Raw genomic sequence first — 20,024 nt, 5'->3', positions numbered from 1 at the left:
GATCTTCATCGTGGTCATGATGAAGGGTTGAGATTTGCTTTGAACTGCAGACACCGAGAAGGCAACCGATCGTGCAGGCGCTACATGCCGATGTTTGCAATATAAGAGCAAACAGCATGAATAGCGTAGCCAGTACCCGTGGTAGCCGTACCATCGACTTACTGAGTATGACGCATGAGAAGAAATCTTCGTTCCCGAAACTTCAAGAACCCCAAATCCGCGGGCATGGCAGAATGCAGAGGCGATTTGAAGACTTAGAACTTCGCTGCAAGAGTCCGAAAGGGCACGACCGCGTTGTACGCTTTAATATTTCAGAGACACGGCAGATTATTACTTGAAATTTAGTTTGGTTTCCAAACTAAAAGAGCGAAATTTGAATCTGAGGAGTGCAGTCCCGATTCGCTTCACTTTCCGATTCGGCTCAGCCTCTCGGAATCTTCGACATTTCCCTACGGCTGGAAAAACTTCTGGTCCTTCCCGAGGGAATCATTTTCTGGAGAGAAAGCTGGTGCGCGGGAAAGGACTCGAACCTTCACGCCTCGTGAACACGACCACCTCAAGGGAGTTTTCTTAGGTTCAAAGTATTGATTTTGATTCTACGGACGAGCCTGGAAGTCTCCGAAAATCTCCTCCTACTGAGAGACAATTGAGAGACCGCAGATTGGCGATTCGCCCGAATCAGATGATTATCGCCATGTTCCCTCCGATAGCCCTTCCTTCAGAGATATTTCCAGCCAGCGACCATGTTTCCTGAATCTGGCGCTGAGCTCGCCTGTTAGGGTTGCTTGACCTGCGGGGAGGCGAAGGATCGCTTTTGTGCCCCGAGGAATGGTCAGTTTGAATGATCCTCCAGACTTACCCAATTTCCACTCAACATCGACCGGGCCGAATTCCGTCGCCACCACTCCAGAGGCATGGGTCAGATCGGCGAGTCGGGGCTCAATCAACAACCCGTTACCCTCTCGCCGCACACCCAGAACGTACGAACTGAGGAAGTACGCAGGGAACATACCGTATCCGTGCGCTTGCGAACCCCACGAATGAAGGCCTTCGAAGGTGGCTTCGAAGGGGCTCTCCGCCATGTCCTTCCACTCCCTCCGCATCATATCCAGAACCTGAAGATCGGCGTCCGGTGTATCCAACCGGTAACACTGCTTCCAAAAGTAGTAGTACTGCATGATGTCGTTTTCGTGGGGCGGATGGGACGTGAGATAGGCGGTCGTCCTTGCAATCCGATCGGCAGGCACAACTCCTTGGTCGAGCATGAACAGGGCGGCATGGCGGGTTGGCTCGATCAACCCATTTGTGACTTGGAGCTTTAGCGGACGATAGTCCGGCGCGGCTTTGGCAATGTCGAGGTCGTAAAAACCAGCAAAGTACGTTCCCGCGTCCTCATCCCACAGAACCTTATTGATCGTATTGGATAGTTCCTTGGCTGCCGCCTCGAACCGAAGGGCCTCTTTATTCTCGCCGATCTTTCGACCCAAGGAAGCGGCATCGAACAAGGCTCGACAAACGAACGCGTTGAGTGTGGTGCCTTCACAGGTTTGGTAGCCGACGGGGTTGCCCCAGACGGTCCACTCACGACCCAATACGAGACCGCGCTTGGTTTTGTGCGATAGGAAATAGTCCATCTGACGCACCATCGCAGGCCAAATCTCCCGCACGACCTTCGTCTGGCCGGTTGACTCCACATACCTTCGAGCGCCTTCTACCCAGTCGCAGGCTCTGTCTTCCATCTTGGCGTGAATGTCAAACCGGTCCGAGCAAGTGTGGGCTTTGACCCATCCCTCGGGTTGGAGAGTCAGCGCGGTTCGGCGGAGCATTGACTCCAAAAGCCTTGGGTCGGAGTAGGTCGGCTTCCCGTTGATAGGCGGTCCGGCCATGGCTACCCGAGTGACATCGAAAGCGGGAGGATCGGTATCCATCCACTCCACCCGCTCCCGATCCGTGCAATCGACGTAGGCATCCTCGCTGGTGACTTCGAGCCCGCGAACACACGTCTTCCAAAGGCGATCGAGGAGCGGATCGCTACTCCGAAAACTGCCGACCATCGCAAACGGGTAGAGGCGTTCGGAAAACTCAATCTTCTTGAATGTGACTCGACCTCGAATGACTTCAATGGAACCTTCGAAGATAGCGTGGCTGTCCGTTGTGACGAAGGACTGAGTTCCGCCCTTGCAGATGTAGCTCGTCTGAGGAAGGTAGCTGAAGCGAATCTCGCATCCTTCTTCAGCGTCGGCCTCAAAACCCGTGGTTGCCAGCACCAAGTGTGCAAAGCGGAAGGTGGCTTTTTCGCCGGCGCGAAGCGTTACCGGGAGCAATGATGTCCAGGCTGGTTCGACTTTCGTCTCTCGCAGGAGCGGTGTCCGCCTCCTCGAGAGCGGTCCCCACCACGAGCCACCGATCGGTTTGACGTCGAGTCTGGCGTCCTCCTGCCAATCGACGCGCGTTGTCACTTTCAGGAGAGTCGGGTTTGGAGCGACTCGGACAGCCGGTTTCCAGCGAGAGTCGTCATACTCCGGGTTTGTCCAGTCGCCGTCTTCGGCTCTGGCATCGACAACATCATAGAGATTGGCCCAATCGACTAGGACTTTTCGATAGCGAGTGGCCTCGCTCCACCGCCAAGTCGAGTCGGTCTGAATCAGGCTCCGGTTTCCGACCATCAGGTTCGCGGTCATTCCGAGGGGACGCCAGCGAGTTTTGCCGTTGCTCACCCGACCGATCACCAGAATGGCAATCTGGTTCTTTCCTCCTTTCAGATATTGGGCGACCGGAATCGGATCGTACTCTGGACCCGAAGGCTCGAAGCGGGCTGGACCGCGCGAACAGTAGCGGCCATTGATCCAAAGCACGTAGCGTGCATCGGCAAAGAGATTGAAAGTGGCGCTTGTGGGCACGCTGGATAACTCAAAGGCTTTGCGAAAGGCGACGCATGCTCCCGAAGTTGTCTCTCGTGGTGACCCCTCGGTCGAGACAAACAATGAGTCCAGTTGCGCGCCAATCCTGTCGGGATTCATCGGCCTGGTTTCCATAGGCCTTGCCGCGCTGACACCTGTAATCCCAAGCAGCAAAATCGCAAGCCAGAAACGGCCGGCCAATGACCGGGCGTGTTCATAGAAAGTCATGGGCTTCCACTCGATAGGATCCGCCCGTCTTGACCTGCATTTCTTTTCGTTTGTCTCCGTAGCGAACCACACACTTGCCGCTGTGCGATGCCCTGATCAAAGCCCTCGACAGTTGGCCCTTCTTCCATTCCACATCCACCACGTAGCCGCCTCTCGCTCGAAGACCTCGGACGGACCCATTCGGCCAGGCGTCGGGCCGGGCAGGAAGGAGATGAATCTCTCCAAGATGGCTCTGCATCAGCATTTCGACGATACCGGCGGCAAAGCCGAAGTTCCCATCGATCTGAAACGGCGGATGAGAATCGAATAGATTCGGATAGACTCCCCCTCCCTCATCGTATCGAGTCGAAGTCGCGTCGGCTGGCTTGAGCGCTTCGGAGACCAACTTGAAAGCATGATTTCCGTCCAATAGTCGAGCCCAGAAAGCGATCTTCCAGGCCAAGCTCCATCCCACTCCTTCGTCTCCACGAATCTCGAGCGTTCGTTTGGCGGCGGCGAACAGGTCGGGGGTGCTTGGCGTGATCTGGTGGCTGGGATAGAGGCCGTACAGATGCGATACGTGCCGATGCTTTTGGTCAGGCGCATCAGCATCCCAGTCCTCCGCCCACTCTTGAAGCTGGCCCTGGGCACCGACTTGCATGGGAGCCAATCTGGCCTGGGCATCCTGGACTTCTCTGCGGAAGTCGGCGTCGGTCTCCAATATTTCGGACGCTTTAGCACAGGCACCGAAGAGGTCTCGGAGAATCTGCATGTCCATTGTCGGCCCGGCGCAGAGAGTCGCCCGTTCGTGATGCTCATGCTCGGGCGATAGCGAAGGGCACGTCACGAGCCACTTGTGCTTTGGTTCTTCGATGAGCGTATCCAAGAAGAACTGCGCCGCACCCTTCATCAACGGGTAGTGCTTGGCTAACGCCTGCTTGTCGAGTCCGTACAGGTAGTGCTCCCAGAGGTGCATGCAGAGCCACGCGCCGCCAAGAGGCCACATGCCCGAGCCGTACCAATCGACCGGAGCCGTACCTCGCCATACATCAGTATTGTGATGGCAAACCCATCCCCGAGCACCATACGAGTCTTGGGCGGTTTTGGCTCCGGTTTCTGCGATCTCGGAAATAAGTTGGAAAAGCGGTTCGTGGCACTCGCTGAGGGCGCAGGACTCAGCGGGCCAGTAGTTCATTTCGGCATTGATATTGACGGTGTACTTTGAATCCCAGGCCGGTTCCAGTGAGTTGTTCCAAATTCCCTGAAGAGTCGCTGGCTGTCCACCAGGTCTTGAGGATGAAATCAGGAGGTAGCGCGCATATTGAAAGTGCAGAGCGACAAGTTCGGGGTCCTGCCCCTTAGGAAAGGCCAGAATTCGTTGGTCGGTCGGCAGTTGGCTTGGCTTCGCGCCGAAATCGAGATGGACGCGGTCGAAAAGACTTCGGTAGTCGGCTTCGTGACTACTCTTCAGGTTTCCGAAGGTCCTGGATTTCGCCTGAGCCAGCCAACGGTTCGCCTTCTCGATCGGATCGTCGGTGATGTCTCGGTAGTTGTGATAGCTTGTCGCGAGGGAAACCAGAAGGGTGACCGCGTTCGCGCCCTTTACCGTCAATTGGGAATCGTTCGACTGAATTTGCACTCCGTCGGCGATCACGCGCAAAATTCCATAGCCTCGCACACCACCATCAAGACCTTTTGCCGCTCCGCCTTCGACTTCCAGAATGAGGTCGTTTCCGTTAGCGGATGTTTGCTTCTTCACGTGTGGCGTCTCGAACTCGGCAGTGAAGCCAATTTGTCCGAGATTATCGGCCGTAATCCGCATGATGAAGACTTGGTCCGGATAGCTTATGAATGCTTCTCTGCGGAATTTCGTGCCTTTTAGTTGGTAGGTGGTGGTTGTGATGGCAGAGTCAAGATCGAGTTCGCGTCGATAGTGGGTCGGTTCAGTGGCGGAGTGGTCGAACGCCAGCTTGAGGCTCCCGAAGGGTTGGTAGGGCATCTGGGCCCAAGGCCGCCCAATCCAATGTTTGCCCACGAGGTCCTGGGCAAGCTTGTAGTCCCCAGCAAGAATTGCTTCTCGAATAGGCTCTAAGAATGCCTTGGCCTCAGGATTGTTGTAGCAGTGTGGTTGTCCGGCCCAAAGCGTCAATTCGTTAAGCTGTACGGTCTCCGTTGCCAGACCACCGTAAACCATTGCCCCAATTCGGCCATTTCCGAGAGGCAAGGCTTCCAGCCAGTTGTTTGCTGGTCGGTCGTACCAGAGCTTTAGGTTTGAAGCAATCCCTTCCGTAAGCTCGTCTGGCGTGCCGTTGACTACGTCGATCGAACCGACTAACGGCGTAAATGCCGTGGCGGCAAATGCCTTCAAAATGTCTCTGCGGTTCATCGACCCAAGTCCTACGCCGCCGTTGATCGTAGAGATCGTGGCTTCAACTTCAGGATACTGCGGGGTCGATAGGCTGCCATTGATCCGGACTTTTCGTTCAGTTTTGGGACACTTATTCCGGAAATCTGCCAACTGTTGAAGTCTCTTAGTCCGAGCCTCGTTCCCAGCTCATGAGGGCTCGGACCAGATCACTATTTCACAGCGACGACGGCGTGCTTGATGCGCTTCCTCTGCCAGGTATAGACAATGTGAACCAATCCATCCTTTGTTTGAATCAGCGAAGGATAGGAGTATTCGCCTGGGTCGCTTTCCAGAGTCAGAACCGGGGTCCAGGTTTTGGCATCGCTCGAAATAGCGACACACAGCGGTGTACGTCCGCTTGGAGTGTTGTTGTAAACCATGAGATGGCGACCATCCTTGAGTGTGATAGCGTCACAACCGGAGTTGGGGTTTGGAACGTCGGTGAGCGACATCGGTCCCCACGTCTTGCCTTTGTCGTTGGAATCAATAGAGAAGACCCGCCCTTGTTGGGTTCGGCCGACGGCGCGGAGCTTTCCTCCCGGGAGTTTTAGCAAAGAGGGTTGAATGGCTCCTATTGACTTGCCGTCGTTGACGGGATCGGTCTTGGTCCATGTCTTGCCGAAGTCCTTGGTGAATTCAAAGTGAACTCGCCAGCCGCCCTCCTCTGTGCTCGACGGACAAATCAGCGTGTGGTCGGGCAGTTCCATCGGCTTATTCTTGATCGGACCGAGAATGCCGTCGGGAAGCCGAACCGGCTTGTCCCACGTTCGTCCATCGTCGGTGGACTTCGTCAGCATTCCCCACCAACCTTGAGGTCCCGTACCAACCTTGTAGAACAACAGAATCGGGCCGCCGGAGGGCTGAAACAGCACCGGATTGTAGCAGGGGCGTCGTTCGCCGTTTGGGGCGTATCCGACCGCTACCTCTTTGGGAACGGTCCAGTTATCGCCCTGGAGTTCGGAGACATAAACTCCCACGTCGGGATTGCTTTCGGCTTTGCCCCCAAACCAAGCGGCCAGAATTTTGCCCGTTCGCGTTTGAACAATCGTTGATGCATGACACGAAGGAAACGGAGCCGATACGTATATGAACTCGGAACGGACTAGGTTAATGCCATCGCTCTTCTCCGTCAGGAGAAGAGCGAAAGAAGTCAGCAAGGCTCCTACCACGGAGACCAGCTTGGCATGTTGCCATTCTGAGAGACCGTCCACTGAATGTTACACGACGTCGAGTTGTCTTCTGGGGCGAGCGGAATCTGCGACAGCTTGAGCCACTTTGCGTGAGTGTCAGCCATAAGATAAGCGCTCCCACCAGTATGTCGAACCGTTGGATAGTTGTATCGGATGCCGTTCGGTTTAGCTGGGCAATAGGTAGGAGGGGCGAAAAATGCATCGTCAGTGCCGCCGCCCAACGTCGTGCCTTCTTCGACGAGAAGGATGGTGCTCGCGACGTAGACGAACTGAGTGACGCTCATGCCGGGCCGAATCGTGTATCCGCTCGGAGCTCCCGGAATCTGAATGGCCTTGTTGTCGGGCCAAAGCATCGCGTTGACGGCGTAGCTGTTTTTCTGTTTCGACGTATCCGAAGGGCATACATAGACCTGGGCGTTCTTCACATACGGATACAGCGATCCCAGTTCAGGGCGAAACGCCGTGTTCTGTGTATTGGATGTTGCCGAAGCTCCATCCCAGGTCATCCATCCGCCGAGGCGTGTGTTGTCTCCCGACAAACCCTTCATGGCGCAAGGAAAGTAGTCGTCATAGTCGTTGGAGTAAATGGCGAAGGACAGTCCCAACTGTTTGTTGTTGCTGATGCAGGACGCCTTCTTAGCCGCCTCTTTAGCTTGGGCAAAGACGGGGAAGAGAATAGCCGCCAGGATGGCGATAATAGCAATAACGACAAGAAGCTCGATGAGCGTAAATGCCGATGTTCTTAGTTTTTTCATGATTTCAATGGAGGGGCGCCGTCTGTCTTCGGCGCAGAGATATGGCTCGCCTGGCAGGCTGAAGCATGCCGGGCGATGCCGAACGGCGAGGTTGGAGCCAAGGAAAATATGAATGTGAATCCCCTGTGCGGGGTCCTCGAAGACGGATGGATGGACGGCGACGTACTGTTGGCACGCCGAGGGCCATTCTCGTCGAACACCCAAAACATATTCCTGCGATTCATAGCGCTGAGCCCTTTCCTATCTTCAGCGGCGAAGGCAAGAATTTTAGGAATAGGATATAGTGAATGCAAATCTAAGCCAAGAGATTTCTTGAGTTGTCCAAATTTGGGATAGTAAGTTTGAAGATATGGCAAACATACACATTTCTAATGCATGCCGGATCACTCTGGATTGCCCCCCAGAGTTAGTCGTCTGTGGTGTCGGACGGCATGGAGGTATTCAGCTTGTCGATGAGTTTTTCCTGCCCGATCTCTGGTGCTTTCACATCTACAGCTACGAGGGATCATTAGAACTGGATGGGGTGCCCTATCCTATCCGTCCCGGAGCTGTCAGCATTATCCCGGCGAGTACACAGATCGTTTACCGTTATCTGGGACATAGCGAGCACGTCTACTTCCATTTTCGCCCCGACGCTCAAGGCACGGCGATGGCGGTGCCGTTTGTATATGACCTGCACGAACGGTACATGCCGATTTACGAAAGGGTTAGAAAGACGGCGATGAGTCCCCTCCAAAACCCGGCGTCCCAACTGGCCATTCTTTGGTCGCTGCTGTGGGAGTCCGCCGAGATGATGCGCGACGTTCCCGGGAGCGACTACCCACAGAATCATCCAGCGGTCGAACTGGCTCTTAGGCTCATTGAGGAACGGATGAGCGGCCCACTTAGCATCCAGGGAATATCGAATGAGGTCGGAGTCTCGGAGGGCTATCTTTCCCGACTCTTCCAGGTAGCTTGCGGCCGGAGCGTCGTGAGCCACATCCGCACCCGCCGGGCCGATCTCGCCGAACACCTCCTTGCCTCTACCACTATGCCCATCAAAACCATTGCGAGAACGGTTGGCGTCCCCGACCTTCATCAGTTCAACCGACTGTTGCATCAGATGAAAGGGCAATCGCCTCGTGAGGTTCGAAAAAGGTCTTTAAGGTTGCCCTGAACATGCGGCTTGCCTGAATTCAATTCGGTGGAGAGGTGCGTTCATGGCAAACCGCCGTACACGTGAAGGCTCCTTTATGGTCACTAAGGAAGCCCCAGTATCAAAAGGATTCGTAAGGGGGTGAACTTGAATCTGGAAAGAATGATCCTCCTTGGCTAGAAGTTGCTGCGATGGGCATTCCGCGTTGAGGAGTGGTGAGCGTTACGCGATGAATCGGGATGCTCTAAACTTCGCTATCCGCGATGAGCCTTCGAATCAGGGCCGCGCTCTTCCACTTCTTGATTTCGGCTTCCCGCTTCATCGCTTCGCTGCAAGTTTCGAATGGCTCTGAGTAGATGAGCTTCCATGGACCTCTTCTTGCCGTGTAATGCGATTGTCCCGTGTTGTGGAATTCCAGATGTTGGTCGAGATCGTCGGTATGACCGACGTAGAATCGTCCGCTTGATTCGCTTTGGAGGATGTACATGAAGTACACGAGAAGAAAATGGTGGGCGGTACAGTCCCGATTCGCTACGCTCATTTCCCCTTGGCGGGATATCGCTTCGCTCCAGACTTGAATTCTGTAACCCAAGGGCTCACAGTCAAGCCCCATATCGCTCGCGCGTTTAATTCTTATGGGAAAGAAAATGGTGGGCGGTACAGGACTTGAACCTGTGACCCCTACAGTGTCATTGTAGTGCTCTACCACTGAGCTAACCGCCCGAAGGGAACCTGTATTAAACCCCATCGTGCCTTGGCGATTCAAGATGCCGACTACAAAACCGTTGGGCACATTCTCATCTGCCGGGAAGGCAAAAGACCTCCTGTCGGTGGCAAGCGCACGATACAATGACGCTATGGTCACCGCCGCCCTCGCCCTCATGTTCGCCGCCAAGCCGCAGGTCACCGCGTGGGTGGTCGGCTACAATCCGGCTAGCGTTCAGCGTTTGGCTGAGCATGCCGACCAGCTAAGCACGATCTTCATGGAGTCGTACATGGTCAACGCCGACGGAATGCCCGCCCGCCGAGAAGCCAACCGCGATGCCACCAACCGGGCTCGGTCCATCGCCAAGGACCACCACATCGAGTACTACGCGATGATCAACAACTACCAAGAGGGCGCGGGTAGCGACGGATTCGACCCCATGCGGATGACCAAGGCGGTGGCGACCGAACAGACCCGATTCTCTTTGGCGATGAGCCTGATGCTCCTCGCCAAAGAGGACAAAGCCGATGGCGTGGACCTCGATATCGAGTCGATGAAGGCCGACGACCGCGACCGTTACAGCGCCTTCGTCAAAACCCTCGCCCGACTTCTGCATGGGCAAAAGATGAAACTATCCGTGACGGTCCACCCGAAGCAGGAAGCCAGGGGAACTTGGGACGGCAACCAGGCGCAGGACTACAAAGCCATTGGCGAGTGGGCGGATCGCGTCAACATCATGACTTACGATTTCAGTTGGAGCAGTTCACCCGAAGGTCCGATCGCTCCAAACGATTGGGTCGAGCGCGTGATCAGCTTTGCCAAGACGCAGATCGATCCCAAGAAGATTGGAATGGGGATCGCCTGCTACGGCTACGACTGGAGCACGAGCCCGGGCCGCTCGGTTGGTTGGGATGATCTGGCCACCAAGCCGACCGCCATCGACCCGAAGAGTGGGGAAGTCGTCGATGGCAAGCTGCACTTTGGTGGGGCCGAGTCGTTCCGGCAAAAGCTCGATTTGGCGACGAAGTTTGGAGTCGGTTCCGTGGCGTTCTGGTATTGCGGATCGGAAGATCCGGCCATTTGGAAGCTGATTCCGAATAGAGAGTAGAGGGTCCGACCCGGTAGTTCTTGCTCCTACCGGGTCGACCGGACTCCTTCACGGGTGAAGGAGAATTACCCTAGTTGTTCAGGTTACGCATGTTGAACTCGACCGCCTCGCGAATATGCTCGTCCCAGTAGGCCCAATTGTGGTCGCCGGGAAACTCCTCATATTCGTGGGCGATCCCAAGCTCGGTCAGGTCTGCGTGGAAGGACCGGTTGGCTGGCAAGAGGAAGTCTTCCGTCCCACAATCGAAACGGATCGCCGGGCGTGGCGAGGCTTTCTGCGCAAGAGCGACCAGGTCGTTCTTGCCGCCCGGTGTCACGGGTCCGAACACGGGCAGAAACTCGCGAATGAACGGTTCCTCGCGCTCGTGGCCCGAAGTCGGGACTTCGGTCGGATAGTGACGTCCGATGGTGACCGCGCCTGAGTGAGAGACGGCGGATCGAAACATGTCGGGGCGCTCCAGCGCCACACGAAGCGCGCCGTACCCACCCATCGACAATCCGGCTGTACACCATGACCCGTCAACGGTGTAGTGATGGCCGATCAGTTCAGGCAGTTCGTAAGCAATAGCTTGCAGATATTGGTACCCCTGGAGGGCGTCGACATAAAAGCCTCGGCCGCCGTCGGGCATCACGACAATGAGAGGCTTGTCGGCCACATATCGTTCGATCGACGTGCGCCTTTGCCAGATAGTGTAGTCATCGCTCAGACCATGCAAAAGGACCATACAATGGTACGGTCGTTGGACGTTTTGATCAGGGTGAATGACGAACGTACCAGTGGCTTTTTGCAATGCCTGAGAATAGTAACGGACCTCGCTCAGAGACATCATTTTCTTTTACCCGAACGGCTATTTCTTAGTCGTATAATGGGATTTGTGAACGTTCATTACAGCATCCGATCGCAGTGGGTTTCTGCGTTGCGGTTTTGCGTTTTTGCCATCATGCCGATGGGAGGATTGGTTCACTATCTCGCCCTTCGGGTTTGGCTCGCGTTCGCGTTTTCTCCGATCGTTCTTTTCTCGGCCAGCCTTTCACTTTCGCAGTTGGGGGCGTCGCTGACGGAGTATCAGTTTTCCGAGACCAAGATCAAGAAAATCGTGCTTGGCCGCACGGTTGGTGTGATCCGCTACGACGACATCGAGAAGGTCAAGCTTCGCACCGACAAGTGGTGCTACGTAAAGGGCAATCACCAGACGTTTTTCCTGCTGCCGAAGATGAACGGTTACGACGAGTGCATTCGCCTATTGGGCGAGAAGCTGGGCGTCGAAGATCAGACGAAGAACGCTTAAGTTACGCTGGTTCTTTCTGAAGCCTTACTTAGTGATGCCCGGCCGACTTGTGCGACTGCGGATCGTACCACTCGTTGATCAAATCTTCTTCAACCTGCTTCTTATAGCGGAACCAGATGTGATAGTTGATGGCGCCGGCGATTGCCAGGCCGATCAAAGCGCCAATACCACCCGGGACCAGGTCCGACGTCATGTAGTCGAAAAACCAGATTTTGCCGTCGACCGGATTGGTCTTCCCGAACACCGTGCCGTAATAGAATCCGAAGATCGGAACGATGACGAACAGGACCACGCCGAAGATCCGCGCAAGTTTTGCATCCTCTTCAATGACTGGCTTGGGTTCCTGTGGCATTTCTGACATATCGTCATTATGACGGCTCACAGGCTCTAACTGCATCCCTCCAACCGGGAAATGCACTGAGTTTCTACTTCAAAAAGCGGTTGAGTGTAGTGCGGAGTTCCTTCACCTTCTCTTCCTGAGACTCGTAGTGGTGGTGCTCTTCGCCATACACGCAGTCCTCGATGTGATGCGTGAGCAGGAGCAGCCCGAGTTGGTCCAGGGCCGCGCGAAGGGCTGAGACCTGAGTGAGAATATCCACACAGTAGCGTTCTTCGTCGAGCATCTTGTGGATGCCATTGACCTGCCCGGTGATGCGGTTCAGACGCCGCTTTGCGTCCTCGTAGGTCGTATTGGCTTTGCTCATCAAATATCCTTCCCTATTCTTTATATTAGAAAAACGATTCACTTTGCTTAAATACGATGGGTGGGTACTGTATGTGGCTGCGGTTGGCACGACAAGGTCGCAAGTTTGAAACTACCGTTGATGTCCACGAGTAGACTTATGGAGTCTATGAGTGAAAAGCAGTTCCGGCTTTACGATTCTTTGTCGCGAAAAGTCATGCCCCTCGAAACCATCGAGCCGGGGCACCTCCGCTTTTACACCTGTGGACCCACGGTCTACTCCTACGCGCACATCGGCAACTTTCGGTCCTTTCTGACCGCCGATCTGATCGTTCGCACCGCCCGTGCCATCGGTTGGAAGGTCACCTGGGTGTCCAACATCACCGATGTCGGGCACCTAACGGACGACGACATTGCCGACGCGACCGGCGAAGACAAGATGGAGAAGGCGCTTCGGTCAAAAGAAGGGGAACAGTTCCACAACATTTGGGAACTGGCCGAATACTACGAGAACGCCTATCGAGCTGACTGGAAACTGCTCAATTTGGTCGAGCCCGAAGTTCGACCGCGGGCGACCCAGCACGTGCGGGAGCAGATTTTGGCTGCCGAGGATCTCATCGAAAAGGGGATCGCCTACGAGACGCCGACGGGCGTGTACTTCAGTGTCGAGAAGTTTCCGCAGTACGGCAAGTTGAGCGGAAACACGCAAGAGAGTCTGCGAAAGGGCGTTCGCGATGTCGTGATGGACGAGAACAAGCGCGACCAGTCCGACTTTGCGGTTTGGAAGAAGGACAACAAGCACCTGATGCAGTGGTTTTCGCCTTACGGCTGGGGCTTTCCGGGCTGGCATATCGAGTGCTCGGTCATGGCCCGCGCCTACCTTGGCGACACCATCGACCTGCACAGCGGCGGCGAAGACAACAAATTTCCGCACCACGAATGCGAAATTGCGCAAAGCGAATCTCTCACTGGCAAGCCGTTCTGCAACCACTGGACGCATACTGCCTTCCTGCAGGTCAATGGCCAGAAGATGTCCAAGAGCCTGGGAAATTTCTATTACGTGCGGGGCTTGGTAGACAACGGAGCCGACCCGCTGGCAATCCGCTATGCGCTGATCTCGGGCAAGTATGGCAAGAATCTGAACTTTACCGACCAGGGCTTGGAAGATGCCAAGACGAACATCGACCGCTTCCGTCGAGCGGAAGCCTCGGCGCTGGAAGCCATTGAGGCAGGCACACCGGGGGACGACGCCATCGGCGGCGAGCTTTCATCACTGTATGGTCAGACGCTGGATGCGATGCTCGACGACGTGAATACGCCGGAGGCCTTGGCTGCGGCTCTGCAAGGCGCGCGTGCCATCAACCGTGAGCCGTTGACGGCGGCATCGGCGCGGTCAGCCATGGAGTTCCTGGACAAAATCAACGACCTACTCGGAATCGTGCGGCACATCGAGCCCTTGCACGCGGTCGCTGCCACAAAGGAGCCGGCGGTCGACGAATCTCTGATCTTGGAGAAGATCGAAGCTCGCAAGGCGGCGAAGACGGCCAAGGATTGGGGCCAAGCGGACGCGATTCGAAAGGAATTGGCGGAGCAAGGAATCCTCCTGACTGACAATCCGGACGGCTCGGTTACCTGGTCTTTGGCGTAGGGTCAGAGGAACATTGTGTCCAGCTCTTCAAGTTGGACTTCTCCTCGACAGACGCTCAAAACTAATTCTGCAGCTTTGTCGGGCGTACGGAGAACGAAACGGGCAGGGAGGCCAAGGAATTCAATGCCAATTGCCTCGACTTCTTGCTGTCGAAGAATGTCCTCCTCCGTCCTGTCATCGTGGAACGCATTTCCATCGACTTCGATGGCTAACTGCAAGTCTTCGTAGAAGAAGTCGAGGATGTATTTTCCAAGGACTGGGAACTGACGGCGAATCGGAATTTCATTTTGGGCCGACGTCTTTAGGCGCGCCCAAAGTAGCTTTTCGGGCAAGGAGAGATTGGCCCGATTTTTCCGAGCTAATTGAATGAGAAAGTCAGGTTGCTGATCCTTCAAATGCGAAGATTAGGCTACCGTATTGAGGGCTGTCCACTCCCCTCCGGTTCGCAAGCTCACCGACTTCCCGCTGGGGCGTAGCCTAGTCGCAACTATACAATCGTCTTAAGGTTTCGAATGCTCTGTAAGGATGTTAGAGCTTCTGACCTGTAACAGAATGGCTACGCCCCAGCGGGGAGTCGGTGAACGAGGTACGAGTGAACCGGAGGGGAGTGGGTGCCCTAAAACCGCGCCTATTGCGTCCGGTTGAATTTCAGATTCTGTCCGCCCAGCTCTAGTTCGATCGTCTTGTCGTCAATCCAGTTGATCGACATCTCCGTCTGGCGGTCCTTGTCGCTCGGCTTGCCATTCGCGCCGATCGTGCCTGCGGGGGTGATCCAGACCAGCGTATCGCCGTCGATGGTGTACTTGCCCTTGTCGTCAACGTAGTTGGCTCCGCCGTCGGAGACCGTGTGATAGGTGCCATCGGGGTTGAAGGTCACGGTGGTCTTCGGGTTGTCCCGCTCGGCAGTCCAAGTACCGACGAGGTCCTTAGCGCCGTGCTGCTGGCATCCCGCCAAGGTCAGGGCGGTGAGCAAAACGAGGAGGTTTGTTGCTTTCAAAGGCTTAAAGGTCATTGCATCACAAAGTGGGCCACTTTGAGGATACTCGCCCAAAAACGGCGAGTCTCCAACTACAATAAAACCATGAGACGTATGCTCTTGGTTCCACTTCTGGCTGTACCGGCCCTAATTGCGTGGAAGGCACCAGCCGATTTTCCTCCGTACGTGAAGGACAAGACGCTCTACGCCGACAACGATCTTCGCGGCAAGGTTTTCAAGAATCTGGTGTTTGGCAAGGCGGTCCACGGCAAGGTTCCGACTGCAGCAGACCTCAAGGGTAAGGTCCTGTTGATCGACTTTTGGGCGACTTGGTGCGGCCCATGCCGTGCGGTCATCCCCGAACTGAACGAGTGGAAGAAGAAATTCGCGAAGGATTTGGTAGTGGTCGGCGTGAGCGACGAAACGACTGGCACCGTGAAGGAATTTATGGAGAGTACGCCAATGGAATATAACGTCACCATCGACCCCGACAAGACCATGTCCAAGAGGGTTGGAGTGAAGGGCATTCCACACGTCCTCGTTATCTCCAAGGACGGAATTGTCCGCTATCAGGGTTTCCCTTCGCAACCGGAAGACCCGCTTACGACCGAAAAACTCAGCCAAATCATCCAGGCAAACCGTAAGCTCAAATAAAAAAAGGGATGGCCCCCAAAGGCCATCCCTTCAAAGCTGAGCTAGAAGCTCATGCCTTCGTAGTCGCGGAACAGGCCCACGACCTTGCCGATTACTTCCGTTTCGGTCGGATCAACCTCGATCGGCGCATAATCGGGATTGCTAGACAGCAACTGGACGCCCTTCGGCGTCTTATGGATACGTTTGACGGTCGCCTCTTCGCCAACGCGAACGGCCATCACGTCATTTCCGTGGAAGGTCTTCTGCGGGCGGATCACGACGAGGTCGCGTGGCATGATGCCGTCGCCAATCATCGAATCGCCTTTGACGCGGAGCAGGAACGCGCCATCGACGTTGCGGACCATTTCCGAAGGAACCGGAATCATTCCTTCGATTTCTTCTTGAGCGAGAACTGGGGTGCCGGCGGCAATCGTACCGACGAGCGGAAGCATCGTCACACGGGAATTGCCGGGGGTGAATTTGGGGTGCGTTAGCTTAATCGAACGCGGCGTGTTGGACCGGGAAATGTAGCTTTTCCGCTCCAAGGCGTCGAGGTGAACGGTCACCCCTCGCAGGGAGCCGATCTCAAATTTCTGACCGATTTCTCGAATCGAGGGAGGATATCCCTCCGATTCAACGTACTGTAGGATGAAATCCAGAATTTCCTCTTGTCGCTTTGTGAGTCCTTTCGCCATTTTGCACGTCTACCTGTAACGGTAGACGCATTATACGCTTCTTTTGTCTACCTGTCAAGAGTGCCTGGAAAAAAATCCGTCATAATACACGGAGCAGAAACAACGTAGGTGATTTTGGTTGTCGATTAACAAATTTCAAGAAAAGTTCATCAAGGGCGGCTGTGGCCAAGCTTTGGTGCTCGTATTTGGTGCAGTTCTAGTTTTCGGTATGGTGTTTTCGAACTGCGGTCGCGCGCAGTCGCTGAAAGCGCATGACCTCCAAGGCAACGAGGTGGCAAATTTTGCCCAGGTTGGCGATGTCTACCTTCCGAACGATATGGTCGACAAGGCAGTTGACGATCAACTATCGAAGCTGCCGCCGGGAATCCTCGATGCAATGCCGGACTACCGGCTCCAAATCGTGGCCGGAGCCATTACTCAGGCAATATCCTCGGCCGATCTTTACATGATCGCCCAGCGAGAAGGCTACAGCGGCGACGAACAGACGATCAAGAAGGCGCTCCATATCGAAAGCGAAAAGGCCTTCCGGGACTACGTCACCAAATCGCTGAGAGAGGCCGGACAGCTAAAGCCGGATTCCACCGACAAGGACCTTGACGACCTCATCGCCAAACAGGCTCCAGGAAAGAGCATCTCCAGCTTCTACAAGGATCAAACCGATCAGATCGACAAGTTGCTGAAGGACGGCCAAAAGAAAATTCTCTTGGCGCTGCAGGCTTCGGGCGCATACCTTCAGGATAAATGGAAGGCGAGCATCAACCCCACCGACGACCAGATTAAGTCGACCTTCGAGACCTCCTACGTGAAGGAAGTCCTGGTTCGCATGGACGCCAAGGTAACCGACGCTCAGGCGAAGGAAAAGATCGACAAAGCGTACGCCGACCTAAAGGCGGGTAAGAGCTTCGAAGACGTGATGGAAACGTATTCGGAGGCCACGCCGGACCCGGGCAAGAAGAAGAAGAGCGAGAACCTTCTTCAACTCAAGCAAACCGACATCGATAGCATGCCCGACTACAAAGTCATCCCCACCCTCACGACCGGCACCTATACGGAGCCGACGAAGGTTGTGGGCGGATACGCCATCTTCAAGCTGATCGATAAGAAGATTGCGCTCCCGGCCGACTTCGACAAGAAGAAAGACGAAATCAAGCAGCAGTACATCGCCGCGCAGGTCCAGAAGATGTACAAGGAAAAGCTGGACGCGATTCAGAAAGAGCTGAAGCCGAAGTTTGAGATCAAAGCCTACGAAGCGGCCTATCGCTATTCGAAGGCTATGGGCTCGCCGTCGGGGCCAGACCAAGAGAAGGAATTCCGCGATATTTACGACCTCGCCAAGCAGATCGGCCAGTCCGATCCGAAGGCCGATATTGGCGCTCTCGTCGAAGTGGCGGTCGTTCAGCACCTCTACGACTTGCCGTCCACGGACAAAACCAAGATGAAGGACGAGCGCATTCAATCCTATGAGCGCTATCTGGGCTTCTACGACAACTGGGCCTACCGCAAGGACGTCATTGAATACTACAAGGACAACAAGAACGGCGCTAAGGCTTTCGATCAACTGACGACGGCGATGGACCGCAATACCAAGTACGACGAAACCGGACAGCGAACCTTCTCGGATTGCTCCGCTGAATATCTCGTGTTGAAAGCTGCCAAGCTCCTCACCCCCGATCAAGAATCGGAATTTGAATCCAAGCAGAAGCAATGGAAGGACGAAAAGAAGAAGTTCGACGACGACATGGCCGAGCAGAAAAAGCAGGAAGAGGCAGCCAAAAAGGCGGAGGACGCAGCCAAGAAGAAGGAAGGCTCCACCAGCAAGAAGGACGACTCGAAGAGCTCGCTAGCTCCGAAGCCCTGACGCCACGGCTGACCCTTGTCGCCACGCCCATCGGAAATCTCGGGGACATCTCCCCGAGATGCTCCGAGGCGCTTTCGGAAGCTGATTTCTGGATCGTCGAAGACACGCGCATCAGCGCCAAGCTCGCCTTTCACCTTGGCGTGAAAAAGCCGATGAAGGTCGCCCACGACCACTCGCAGGATGCCCAACTAGACCGCCTGCTGGACGAAGTCGAAGCCGGTAAACGGGCCGTTGTACTCACCGATGGGGGCGCACCCGGCATCAGCGATCCCGGCGCCCGGCTGGTTGATTTAGCCCACGACCGCGGCATCGAAGTCGACGCCATTCCGGGCCCCAGCGCGGTGATCGATGCCCTCATGCTCTCCGGCTTCTTTGCCCAGCGGTTTGCCTTCCTCGGGTTCTTAGGAAGGACGCCGGGCGATATTCGCAAGGAATTGATGCCGTTTACGGAATCTCCTTATACATTAGTGTTATTCGAGTCGCCGCATCGGTTCCGTAAACTCCTCGAAGTTGCGGCTGAGGTGTTGGGGGACCGACGCTACGCTATTTGCCGCGAGGTCACGAAAAGAAACCAGCAAGTTTTCCGGGAAAACTTACCGACAATCCCTAATGAGGGACAAGTTCCTGCCAAAGGCGAGTTTACGATTGTTATCGAAGGTCGAAGGAAAACACTTGGTAAGCAGAAATATGTTAAAATCTAACTTCAGGGGCAAAGTGAGTATTCAAGGATTTGGAAAGCTCTTTTCAGGGATAGCGATACTGAGCGCACTGGTGTGTTCGATTCAGGCTCAGAGCGCCTTTGATGAGAAAGCCTACAAGCTGAAGCCGGAAGACGTCATCCGCATTCAAGTCTTCAATCAGCAGCAGATCGGCGCCGACATTCCCGTTGGTATCGATGGTTACGTAGGTGCGCCTTTTGTTGGCAACATCAAGGTCGAAGGAAAGACCGTTTCCGAGGTGGAAGCCGAGCTGTACAAGCTTTATGTTTCCAAGCTCAAGCTCCGCGATCCGATTGTTTCCGTTTCGATCATTTCCTACCGAAAGCTGAAAGCGAACGTGACCGGTTCGGTTCAGCGCTCCACCGAATTTTATTTCCGACCGGGCGACACCATCATGACGCTTTACAGCGCCAGCGGCGGTGAAGTCGTCGATCAGTCCGACCTTCGGAAGGCGACCCTGCGCCGACAAGGTTCGAAGGAACTGATTCCGATCGATCTTTATGCGATGACCGTCCTTGGCGACAACTCGCAAAACTTCGAACTGGAAGACGGCGACATCCTCGATATTCCTCGTGAACAGAAGAACCGAATCCTGGTTCTCGGCGCGATCCGCAACCCGGGTCTGTATCCGTACCGCGAATCCATGCGACTGCAGGATGCGATCGGTATCGCCGGTGGCGAAATCCGCTACCTGTCGCGATTCTCCAAGACGTTCATTCTTCGCGAACTGCCGGGCCGACCGGGCGAATACATGCGCATCAACGCCGACTTCGTCAAGTACGTGAAGGGCGGCCAGTACTCACAGAACGTGAAGCTCATGCCGGGAGATATGATCTATATCCCCGAAACCAATACCCCGGATGCGAACCAGCTCCAGTCGATCGTCAACTCGGCGTTCGTCATCAATACCTTCGGTTCGTTCTTCGGAATCAAACTCTTCAAGTAAGCCTGTTGGGATGGGATGAAGGGGCGGTAGGGAAACCTGCCGCCCTTCTTGTTTTTGCCCGCCGTAGTTTTCGGCGAATTCTTTGTGCCATACTCTTTCTCGCAATGCTTGTACTGCTGCGTCGACAATCCCATTCGTAAGGCCTCCCTGAGCGCCTCGGATTCGTCGTAG

General features: G+C 55.1%; 19 protein-coding genes and 1 tRNA gene. 8 read left to right on the top strand and 12 right to left on the bottom strand.

What is annotated here, in order from left to right; all coding sequences use genetic code 11:
- Nucleotides 1-686: 686 nt before the first annotated feature.
- The 4 genes from GC165_04400 to GC165_04385 all read right to left on the bottom strand — a co-directional run bounded on the left by GC165_04400 (nt 687) and on the right by GC165_04385 (nt 7,459).
- A complete protein-coding gene (locus GC165_04400) occupies nt 687-3,128 on the bottom strand; it encodes a Bacterial alpha-L-rhamnosidase (protein ID MBI1332103.1) in 2,442 nt (813 codons plus the stop codon).
- On the bottom strand, nt 3,115-5,493 hold the full coding sequence (locus tag GC165_04395) for a glycoside hydrolase family 95 protein (protein MBI1332102.1): 2,379 nt from the start codon (nt 5,491-5,493) through the stop codon (nt 3,115-3,117). The genes GC165_04400 and GC165_04395 overlap by 14 nt, the downstream gene beginning before the upstream one ends.
- Before the next feature lie 191 nt (nt 5,494-5,684).
- Complete coding sequence (locus GC165_04390; protein MBI1332101.1) at nt 5,685-6,626, bottom strand: sialidase; 942 nt, start codon at nt 6,624-6,626, stop codon at nt 5,685-5,687.
- A gap of 50 nt (nt 6,627-6,676) precedes the next feature.
- Nucleotides 6,677-7,459: a DUF1559 domain-containing protein gene (locus GC165_04385; GenBank protein MBI1332100.1), complete on the bottom strand. Its 783-nt coding sequence runs from the start codon at nt 7,457-7,459 to the stop codon at nt 6,677-6,679.
- A gap of 349 nt (nt 7,460-7,808) precedes the next feature.
- Between GC165_04385 and GC165_04380 the strand changes: the two genes are divergently transcribed.
- Complete coding sequence (locus GC165_04380; GenBank protein ID MBI1332099.1) at nt 7,809-8,615, top strand: helix-turn-helix domain-containing protein; 807 nt, start codon at nt 7,809-7,811, stop codon at nt 8,613-8,615.
- 223 nt (nt 8,616-8,838) lie between these two features.
- Here GC165_04380 and GC165_04375 read toward each other — a convergent pair whose 3' ends face one another.
- Together GC165_04375 and GC165_04370 are read right to left on the bottom strand one after the other, a co-directional pair.
- Nucleotides 8,839-9,207 carry a hypothetical protein gene (locus GC165_04375; GenBank protein ID MBI1332098.1) on the bottom strand — a complete coding sequence of 123 codons (369 nt, stop codon included), beginning with the start codon at nt 9,205-9,207 and terminating at the stop codon, nt 8,839-8,841.
- A gap of 35 nt (nt 9,208-9,242) precedes the next feature.
- Nucleotides 9,243-9,317 (bottom strand) — tRNA-Val (locus tag GC165_04370).
- A 44-nt stretch (nt 9,318-9,361) separates the two neighbouring features.
- On the opposite strand from GC165_04370, the gene GC165_04365 reads away from it, so the two are divergent.
- Nucleotides 9,362-10,408, top strand: coding sequence for a hypothetical protein (locus tag GC165_04365; GenBank protein MBI1332097.1), 1,047 nt, complete (start codon nt 9,362-9,364; stop codon nt 10,406-10,408).
- 70 nt (nt 10,409-10,478) lie between these two features.
- Here the strand turns inward: GC165_04365 and GC165_04360 are convergent, their stop codons facing one another.
- On the bottom strand, nt 10,479-11,237 hold the full coding sequence (locus GC165_04360; GenBank protein ID MBI1332096.1) for an esterase family protein: 759 nt from the start codon (nt 11,235-11,237) through the stop codon (nt 10,479-10,481).
- Nucleotides 11,238-11,282: 45 nt separating this feature from the next.
- Here GC165_04360 and GC165_04355 point away from each other — a divergent pair, with 45 nt between their 5' ends.
- A complete protein-coding gene (locus GC165_04355; GenBank protein MBI1332095.1) occupies nt 11,283-11,696 on the top strand; it encodes a hypothetical protein in 414 nt (137 codons plus the stop codon).
- 28 nt (nt 11,697-11,724) lie between these two features.
- Here the strand turns inward: GC165_04355 and GC165_04350 are convergent, their stop codons facing one another.
- The gene (locus GC165_04350; protein MBI1332094.1) at nt 11,725-12,057 is read right to left on the bottom strand and encodes a hypothetical protein; all 333 of its coding nucleotides are present in this window, start codon (nt 12,055-12,057) and stop codon (nt 11,725-11,727) included.
- Between the two features lie 64 nt (nt 12,058-12,121).
- Nucleotides 12,122-12,400 (bottom strand): metal-sensing transcriptional repressor, encoded by a 279-nt coding sequence (locus GC165_04345; GenBank protein ID MBI1332093.1) that lies wholly within the window; start codon nt 12,398-12,400, stop codon nt 12,122-12,124.
- A gap of 138 nt (nt 12,401-12,538) precedes the next feature.
- On the opposite strand from GC165_04345, the gene GC165_04340 reads away from it, so the two are divergent.
- Entirely contained in the window at nt 12,539-14,026 is a 1,488-nt protein-coding gene (locus GC165_04340; protein ID MBI1332092.1) for a cysteine--tRNA ligase, read from the top strand.
- Nucleotides 14,027-14,028: 2 nt separating this feature from the next.
- Here the strand turns inward: GC165_04340 and GC165_04335 are convergent, their stop codons facing one another.
- Both GC165_04335 and GC165_04330 read right to left on the bottom strand, forming a co-directional pair.
- The gene (locus GC165_04335) at nt 14,029-14,421 is read right to left on the bottom strand and encodes a DUF559 domain-containing protein (protein ID MBI1332091.1); all 393 of its coding nucleotides are present in this window, start codon (nt 14,419-14,421) and stop codon (nt 14,029-14,031) included.
- 233 nt (nt 14,422-14,654) lie between these two features.
- A complete protein-coding gene (locus GC165_04330) occupies nt 14,655-15,023 on the bottom strand; it encodes a hypothetical protein (GenBank protein MBI1332090.1) in 369 nt (122 codons plus the stop codon).
- 84 nt (nt 15,024-15,107) lie between these two features.
- Between GC165_04330 and GC165_04325 the strand changes: the two genes are divergently transcribed.
- Nucleotides 15,108-15,656, top strand: coding sequence for a redoxin domain-containing protein (locus GC165_04325; protein MBI1332089.1), 549 nt, complete (start codon nt 15,108-15,110; stop codon nt 15,654-15,656).
- A gap of 41 nt (nt 15,657-15,697) precedes the next feature.
- Here GC165_04325 and lexA read toward each other — a convergent pair whose 3' ends face one another.
- On the bottom strand, nt 15,698-16,330 hold the full coding sequence (lexA, locus tag GC165_04320) for a transcriptional repressor LexA (protein MBI1332088.1): 633 nt from the start codon (nt 16,328-16,330) through the stop codon (nt 15,698-15,700).
- A gap of 118 nt (nt 16,331-16,448) precedes the next feature.
- Here lexA and GC165_04315 point away from each other — a divergent pair, with 118 nt between their 5' ends.
- The 3 genes from GC165_04315 to GC165_04305 are packed head-to-tail and all read left to right on the top strand — an operon-like array spanning nt 16,449 to nt 19,853.
- Nucleotides 16,449-18,188, top strand: coding sequence for a hypothetical protein (locus GC165_04315; GenBank protein MBI1332087.1), 1,740 nt, complete (start codon nt 16,449-16,451; stop codon nt 18,186-18,188).
- Nucleotides 18,035-18,889, top strand: a complete 855-nt coding sequence (gene rsmI, locus GC165_04310; GenBank protein MBI1332086.1) for a 16S rRNA (cytidine(1402)-2'-O)-methyltransferase — start codon at nt 18,035-18,037, stop codon at nt 18,887-18,889. The genes GC165_04315 and rsmI overlap by 154 nt, the downstream gene beginning before the upstream one ends.
- A complete protein-coding gene (locus GC165_04305; GenBank protein ID MBI1332085.1) occupies nt 18,798-19,853 on the top strand; it encodes a hypothetical protein in 1,056 nt (351 codons plus the stop codon). Before rsmI ends, GC165_04305 begins: the two co-directional genes overlap by 92 nt.
- Nucleotides 19,854-20,024: the final 171 nt, after the last annotated feature.

Source organism: Armatimonadota bacterium (assembly GCA_016125185.1).
Classification (GTDB): domain Bacteria; phylum Armatimonadota; class Fimbriimonadia; order Fimbriimonadales; family Fimbriimonadaceae; genus Fimbriimonas.
The sequence above is the reverse complement of the archived record's forward strand: the minus strand, read 5'-3'. Positions and strand labels throughout refer to the sequence as shown.